The sequence below is a fragment of the Streptomyces sp. NPDC056948 genome, assembly GCF_042674225.1.
Taxonomy (GTDB): domain Bacteria; phylum Actinomycetota; class Actinomycetes; order Streptomycetales; family Streptomycetaceae; genus Streptomyces; species Streptomyces purpurascens.
Genome location: NZ_JBHUQX010000479.1, coordinates 1 through 6,455, shown reverse-complemented (window position 1 = coordinate 6,455; position 6,455 = coordinate 1). Strand labels below are relative to the sequence as shown.

Here is a 6,455-nt window from a genome sequence, read left to right as displayed (position 1 = left end):
GTCTTTCAGTGTTCCGCCCCGCTTTCGAGCCGCTGCCCCCGCAGCAGGAACCACGCCGCCACCGCCGCGGCCAGCAGGACCGCCGCACCGACGCCCGCCGCGAGTGCCAGGCCGTCGACGAAGGACGTGCGGGCCGCGTCCAGCATCACCGCTGAGCTGTGTGCGGGCATGCTCGCCGCCGCCTCGACGGCGCCGCCGAGTGACTCGTGGGCCGCGGCCGGGGTGCCCGCCGGGCCGGTGAAGTCGCGGTAGACGCCGGTCACGATGGAGCCGAGCACGGCGATGCCGAGGGCCGCGCCGAGTTCGTACGCCGTCTCGGACACGGCGGAGGCGGAGCCCGCCTGCTCCTTGGGCACGCTGGAGAGGATCACGTCGGCGGTCACGGTGAAGGAGAAACCGGCACCGACACCGACGACCAGCAGCGCGGTCCCGAGCAGCGGGTAGCCGGTGGACTGGCTGATCACCGTGAGCGCGGCCAGCGCGAGGCCGATCGCGGCGAGGCCCCCGGCGACGACGGCCCGCACCGAGAAGCGGCGGGCCGCACGCCCCGCGAGCAGACCGGCCACCACCGCGCCGATGGCGGCGGGCAGCTCGGCAAGACCCGCCTCGAACGGGCGCCTGCCCTGGACGAGTTGCAGGTACTGGGAGAGGAAGAACACCAGCCCGGACAGGCCGAGAATGGTCAGCAGGTCCGCCAGCACGGCCCCGCTGAAGCCGCGGTGGCGGAACAGCCGCATGTCCAGCAGCGGCGCGGGGAGCGTGAGCTGACGGCGCACGAACCCGTACAGGGCGGCCGCGCCCAGCAGGCCGGCGGCCAGGGTGGCCCAGGCGAAGCCGTGTGTGGCCGCCTCCTTGATCGCGTACACGACACCGATCATGCCGACCAGCGACAGCACGACGCTGCCCAGATCCCAGGGGCCGGCGTTCGCGGTCCGCGACTCGGGCAGCAGCTTGATCCCGACGAGGACCAGGACCGCCATCACGGGCAGATTGATCAGGAAGACCGAGCCCCACCAGAAGTGCTCCAGCAGGAATCCGCCGACGATCGGCCCCACGGCCGTACCGGCGGAGGCGGTGGCGCCCCAGATGCCGACGGCGAGACTGCGTTCGCGCGGGTCGTGGAAGAGGTTGCGGATCAGCGCGAGCGTGGCCGGCATCAGGGTGGCGCCGGCGACGCCCAGCAGTGCCCGCGCGACGATCATCATCTCGGGGGTGGTGGCATAGGCGTTGAACACGGATATCGCGCCGAACGCCGTGGCACCGATCAGCAGGATCCGCTTGCGGCCGATGCGGTCGCCGAGGCTGCCCATGGAGACGAGCAGTCCGGCGATGACGAACGAGTAGACGTCGCCGATCCACAGCAACTGCGTGCCGGAGGGGTTCAGATCCTCGCTGATGTAGGGGGTCGCGAGACCGAGCACGGTCGCGTCGACGGCCACCAGCAGCACGGCGAGCACGAGGACGCCGAGTGCGAGCCAGCGGCCCGGGCGCTTCACCGCCTCGGTCGCTTCCGCCGCCTGCAAGGTGCTGGTCATGGTTCCTCTCTCCGTAGTGCGCCGCCGAGCAGCAGCTCGACGATCATGTGCTGGAAGTCCTTGGGTGCGCCCTTACCGCTGTGCACCATCCAGGAGCCGGAGGCCATCAGGCCGTAGAGCGCCTCGGTGAGCCAGGCGGGTGTGAGGTCGATACGGAACTCGCCGCTGAGCTGGCCGCGCCGGAACAGGGCGGAGATCCGGTCGTCGATCAGGGCCCAGCCCGCGTTCTGCTCCTCGCCCTCGAAGAGCTGGTTCTCGGTGTAGAGGAAGGCGAGCAGTCCGGCGGCGGGCTCGACGGCCCCGACCAGCCGGCGTACGGCATCGCTCGCGGTGCCCTCCTCGAGCCGGGCCGCGTCCAGCGCGGCCTCGCACTCCGCGATGCCCAGCGACTCCAGCGCACGGACGAGGGCGTCACGCCCGGCGAAGTGGCGGTGCAGCGTGGCCCGGCTGATCCCGGCGGCCCTGGCGACCTCGTCCATGGTCGCGGTGGCTTTGCGGGTCAGCAGGGCCGCGGCGGTGCGCAGCACGTGATCAGGATCGACAGCCATGAGACGAGCATAGACCATATGAGACATTGATGTCTCACGCTGGGCATGCCCGTCTCACGGCTGTCGGTTGTCGGTTGTCGCTCCGAGGAGAGGTGATGCTCAGTGCCAGGGCAGTTGCCCGCGCCGCTCCCAGTACGTGTGCGGTTCCTCGGCCAGCACGGCGAGGCGGGTCAGCTGGTCGTCGTCGAGGTCGACGACCGCGGCGTGCAGGTTGGACGCGAGCTGGTTGGTGGTGGCCGCGCCGGAGAGGACCACACCGGCCCAGGGCTGCCGCAGGATCACGGCCAGGGCGACGGCGTCGCAGCCCAGTCCGGCCTCCTCGGCGACCCCCGTCAGAACGTCCGGGGCGTGCGGCCCGGCGAGCCGGCCGTTGGCCATGCCCTCCTTGACGATCACGGTGAGTCCGGCGTCGTGCGCCTCGGCGAGTGCGGGCGCGGCGGAGGTCTCCAGCGCGTTGTACGTGGACTGGACGGTACGGAAGAGGGGTTCGCCGTCGACCGTCACGGCGAGGGCGGCGCGGATCGCGTCCGCCTGGGCCGGGCCGCTGGTGGAGAAGCCGATGGTGAGGCCCTGGGCGGCGGCCTCCGCGAGCTTCGCGTGCAGTTCCTTGTCGGTGAGCGCCGGGCTGTCCGGGGTCACCGAGTGGATCTGGTAGAGGTCCATCCGGTCGCCGAGCAGGGCGTCGCTCTCCGCGCGCTGCCGTTCGTAGGTGGGCAGGGCGTGGTCCTTGACCTCGTGCCGGTCGGCGTCGGTGGACCAGTCGGCGGTGTAGGTGTAGCCCCATTTGCTGCCGACGACGATGTCGTCGAAGGCGGGCCTCGCCTTGAGCCAGTCGGCGAGGAACTCCTCCGAGCGGCCGTAGGAACGGGCCGCGTCGAAGTAGCGGACACCTTGGGCGTAGGCGGCGTCGAGGAGTTCGTGGGTGCGGGTGCGGAGGGTTTCGACGCTGCGGTCTTCTCCGAGGTCTTCGTCTCGGCCGAGGTTGATGTAGCCGGGGCGTCCTACGGCGGCGAGGCCTAGTCCGATGTGACAGGTGGGAGTAGTTGCGGTCGCGAGGCGGGCGAAGGGCATCGCGGGCTCCGTTCGGTCGGCTCCGGTTCGGCTTCGACCAACGTAACCCGCGATGACCTTCGCCTCAGAGCTCGGGACTTGCGGTGTTTTGCGAGTGCGAGACGGCGGTGGCTTGTCGCGCAGTTCTCCGCGCCCCTAAAAGGCCTGCTGTCGTGCTGTTGCCCATTCGTGCTGGGTCGCCACGTCCGCCTTCACCTCTGCCAACTGGACGGCGACCGCGCTCGGTGCCGTGCCGCCCCTGCCGTTGCGGGAGGCGAGGGCGCCGGGGACGTTGAGGACCGTGCGGACCTCGGGGGTCAGGTGGGCGGAGATCTTGGCGAACTGGTCGTCCGTCAGGCCGTCCAGCTCCTTGCCCTCCGCCTCGGCGACCTTGACACACTCGCCGGCGACCTCGTGGGCGACGCGGAACGGGACGCCCTGCTTGACCAGCCACTCGGCGATGTCCGTGGCGAGGGAGAAGCCGGCCGGGGCCAGCTCCTCCATGCGCTCGCGGTGGACCGTGAGGGTGGCCATCATGCCGGTGAAGGCCGGCAGCAGGACCTCGAGCTGGTCGATGGAGTCGAAGACCGGCTCCTTGTCCTCCTGGAGGTCGCGGTTGTACGCGAGGGGCAGGGCCTTGAGCGTGGCCAGCAGGCCCGTCAGGTTGCCGATCAGGCGGCCGGACTTGCCGCGGGCCAGCTCCGCGATGTCCGGGTTCTTCTTCTGCGGCATGATCGACGAGCCCGTGGAGAACGCGTCGTGCAGGGTCACGAAGGAGAACTCCTTCGTGTTCCAGATGATGACCTCCTCGGCGATCCGGGAGAGGTTGACCCCGATCATCGCCGTGATGAAGGCGAACTCGGCGACGAAGTCGCGGGAGGCCGTGCCGTCGATGGAGTTGCCGGCGGAGCCGTGCTCGAAGCCGAGGTCCTTCGCCACCGCCTCCGGGTCCAGACCGAGGGAGGAGCCCGCCAGGGCGCCCGAGCCGTAGGGCGACACCGCCGTGCGCGCGTCCCACTGGCGCAGCCGCTCCGCGTCCCGGGAGAGGGACTGGACGTGGGCCAGGACGTGGTGCGCGAACAGGACCGGCTGGGCGTGCTGGAGGTGCGTGCGGCCGGGCATCGCCACGTCGGGGTGTGCCTCGGCGAGGCCGATCAGGGCGTCCTGGAGCTCCGCGATCAGGCCGCCGACGACCCGGGCGTGGTCGCGCAGATACATCCGGAAGAGGGTCGCGACCTGGTCGTTGCGGGAGCGGCCCGCGCGCAGCTTGCCGCCGAGGTCGGGGCCGAGCCGCTCCAGCAGGCCGCGCTCCAGCGCGGTGTGCACGTCCTCGTCGGCGATGGTGCCGACGAAGGAGCCGTCGGCGACGTCCGCTTCGAGCCGGTCCAGGCCGTCGAGCATCCTCGTCAGCTCGTCGTCCGTGAGCAGCCCGGCCTTGTGCAGCACGCGCGCGTGCGCACGCGAACCGGCGATGTCGTACGGCGCGAGCCGCCAGTCGAAGTGGACGGACGCGGACAGCTTCGCCAGGGCCTCGGCGGGACCGTCGGCGAAACGGCCGCCCCAGAGCCGGACGTCACCGCTGTTGCTGCTCACTTGCGTTGCTCCTAGAGGGGTGTGGATGTGACGCAGACCTTTATATGCCCAGGCCGGGTCCCGATGCGCCTAGGCCAGGTCACGCTTCGCCGCGATCTTCGACGACAGGCTGTAGATGTCGATGAAGCCCTTGGCCGCGGACTGGTCGAAGGTGTCGCCCGTGTCGTAGGTCGCGAGGTTGAAGTCGTACAGCGACTGCTGCGAACGCCGACCGGTGACGACCGCGCGGCCGCCGTGCAGGGTCATCCGGACATCCCCGGTGACGTGCTGGTTCGCCTCGTCGACGAAGCCGTCCAGGGCACGCTTGAGCGGGGAGAACCACTGGCCGTCGTAGACCAGCTCGCTCCAGCGCTGCTCGACGCCGCGCTTGTAGCGGGCGAGTTCGCGCTCGACGGTGACGCTCTCCAGCTCCTGGTGGGCGGTGATCAGGGCGATCGCGCCCGGAGCCTCGTACACCTCGCGCGACTTGATGCCGACGAGCCGGTCCTCGACCATGTCGATCCGGCCGATGCCCTGGGCGCCGGCGCGCTCGTTGAGCTGCTGGATCGCCTGGAGGACGGTGACGGGCCTGCCGTCGAGGGCGACCGGGACGCCCCCCTCGAAGGAGATGACGACCTCGTCCGGCTCGCGGGCGAAGGCCGGGTTCTGGGTGTACTCGTAGATGTCCTCGATCGGCGCGTTCCAGATGTCCTCGAGGAAGCCGGTCTCGATGGCGCGGCCGAAGACGTTCTGGTCGATGGAGTACGGCGACTTCTTGGAGGTCGCGATCGGCAGGCCCTTGGCCTCGCAGAAGGCGATGGCCTTGTCGCGGGTCATGGCGTAGTCGCGGACCGGGGCGATGCACTTCAGGTCGGGGGCGAGGGCGACGATGCCGGCCTCGAAGCGGACCTGGTCGTTGCCCTTGCCGGTGCAGCCGTGGGCCACGGTGGTGGCGCCGTGCTTCCGGGCGGCGGCCACGAGGTGCTTGACGATCGTCGGCCGGGACAGGGCGGAGACCAGCGGGTAGCGGTCCATGTAGAGGGCGTTGGCCTTGATCGCCGGGAGGCAGTACTCCTCGGCGAACTCGTCCCTGGCGTCCGCCACCTCGGCCTCGACGGCACCGCAGGCGAGCGCGCGCTTGCGGATGACGTCCAGGTCCTCGCCGCCCTGGCCGACGTCGACCGCGACCGCGATGACCTCGGCGCCCGTCTCCTCGGCGATCCAGCCGATGGCGACGGAGGTGTCAAGACCGCCGGAGTAGGCGAGTACGACGCGCTCGGTCACGGGTTTTCTCCTCCGTACTGCAATCACTGTCATGCATGAGTATGCAGAGCACTGCATGATTCGTCAATCCGGTGCGCATCAGACTCGGCGCGAGCAGCGATTTTTGGTCAGGCCGAGAAGAATTTGAAGATCCTTTGAACGCGGGAAACCGCTTACTCGTACCTCTCGCCGAACGCAGGCGCCGCGTTTCGCACACCGAGGACACCCCCGTCCCCCCGACCCCTAGTGAGGCATCCGCATGTCCAGGGCTCTTCCGAAGTACAACAAGCGTCGCGTCGCGTTCATCGGCGGCGCCGCCGCGGTGGCACTGTCCGGCACGGTGATCGCCGGCTTCGCCCTCGCCGGGGAGACGCCCGCGAGCGGTGGGACGAACGCCCGGACGCTGGCGGGCCCCGGCACCATCAGCTGCCTGGACGTCACCGGACAGCTTCCCGCGATCCCCGCCTCGGCCCAGGCCGAGGTCGAC

Annotated in this window: 5 protein-coding genes and 1 pseudogene; 1 reads left to right on the top strand and 5 read right to left on the bottom strand. The window is 70.3% G+C overall.

Going from position 1 to position 6,455, the window contains the following annotated elements:
• Positions 1-5: 5 nt before the first annotated feature.
• From ACFTZL_RS38850 to ACFTZL_RS38830, 5 genes are all read right to left on the bottom strand, one after another.
• Positions 6-1,535, bottom strand: coding sequence for an MFS transporter (locus ACFTZL_RS38850; RefSeq protein ID WP_382593376.1), 1,530 nt, complete (start codon positions 1,533-1,535; stop codon positions 6-8).
• Positions 1,532-2,083: a TetR/AcrR family transcriptional regulator gene (locus tag ACFTZL_RS38845; RefSeq protein WP_382593373.1), complete on the bottom strand. Its 552-nt coding sequence runs from the start codon at positions 2,081-2,083 to the stop codon at positions 1,532-1,534. Before ACFTZL_RS38845 ends, ACFTZL_RS38850 begins: the two co-directional genes overlap by 4 nt.
• Positions 2,084-2,182: 99 nt before the next feature.
• A complete protein-coding gene (locus tag ACFTZL_RS38840) occupies positions 2,183-3,154 on the bottom strand; it encodes an aldo/keto reductase (protein WP_382593370.1) in 972 nt (323 codons plus the stop codon).
• Between the two features lie 135 nt (positions 3,155-3,289).
• Positions 3,290-4,726 carry an argininosuccinate lyase gene (gene argH / locus ACFTZL_RS38835; protein ID WP_382593367.1) on the bottom strand — a complete coding sequence of 479 codons (1,437 nt, stop codon included), beginning with the start codon at positions 4,724-4,726 and terminating at the stop codon, positions 3,290-3,292.
• A gap of 69 nt (positions 4,727-4,795) precedes the next feature.
• Positions 4,796-5,989, bottom strand: a complete 1,194-nt coding sequence (locus ACFTZL_RS38830; RefSeq protein ID WP_382593364.1) for an argininosuccinate synthase — start codon at positions 5,987-5,989, stop codon at positions 4,796-4,798.
• Positions 5,990-6,227: 238 nt separating this feature from the next.
• On the opposite strand from ACFTZL_RS38830, the pseudogene ACFTZL_RS38825 reads away from it, so the two are divergent.
• Positions 6,228-6,455: pseudogene (locus ACFTZL_RS38825) on the top strand (hypothetical protein); the annotation flags it as partial.

Excerpts from the sequence above, each read along its gene's own strand:
- ACFTZL_RS38845 (WP_382593373.1), bottom strand. The coding sequence starts at position 2,083 with ATGGCTGTCGATCCTGATCACGTGCTGCGCACCGCCGCGGCCCTGCTG.
- ACFTZL_RS38850 (WP_382593376.1), bottom strand. The coding sequence starts at position 1,535 with ATGACCAGCACCTTGCAGGCGGCGGAAGCGACCGAGGCGGTGAAGCGC.
- ACFTZL_RS38840 (WP_382593370.1), bottom strand. The coding sequence starts at position 3,154 with ATGCCCTTCGCCCGCCTCGCGACCGCAACTACTCCCACCTGTCACATC.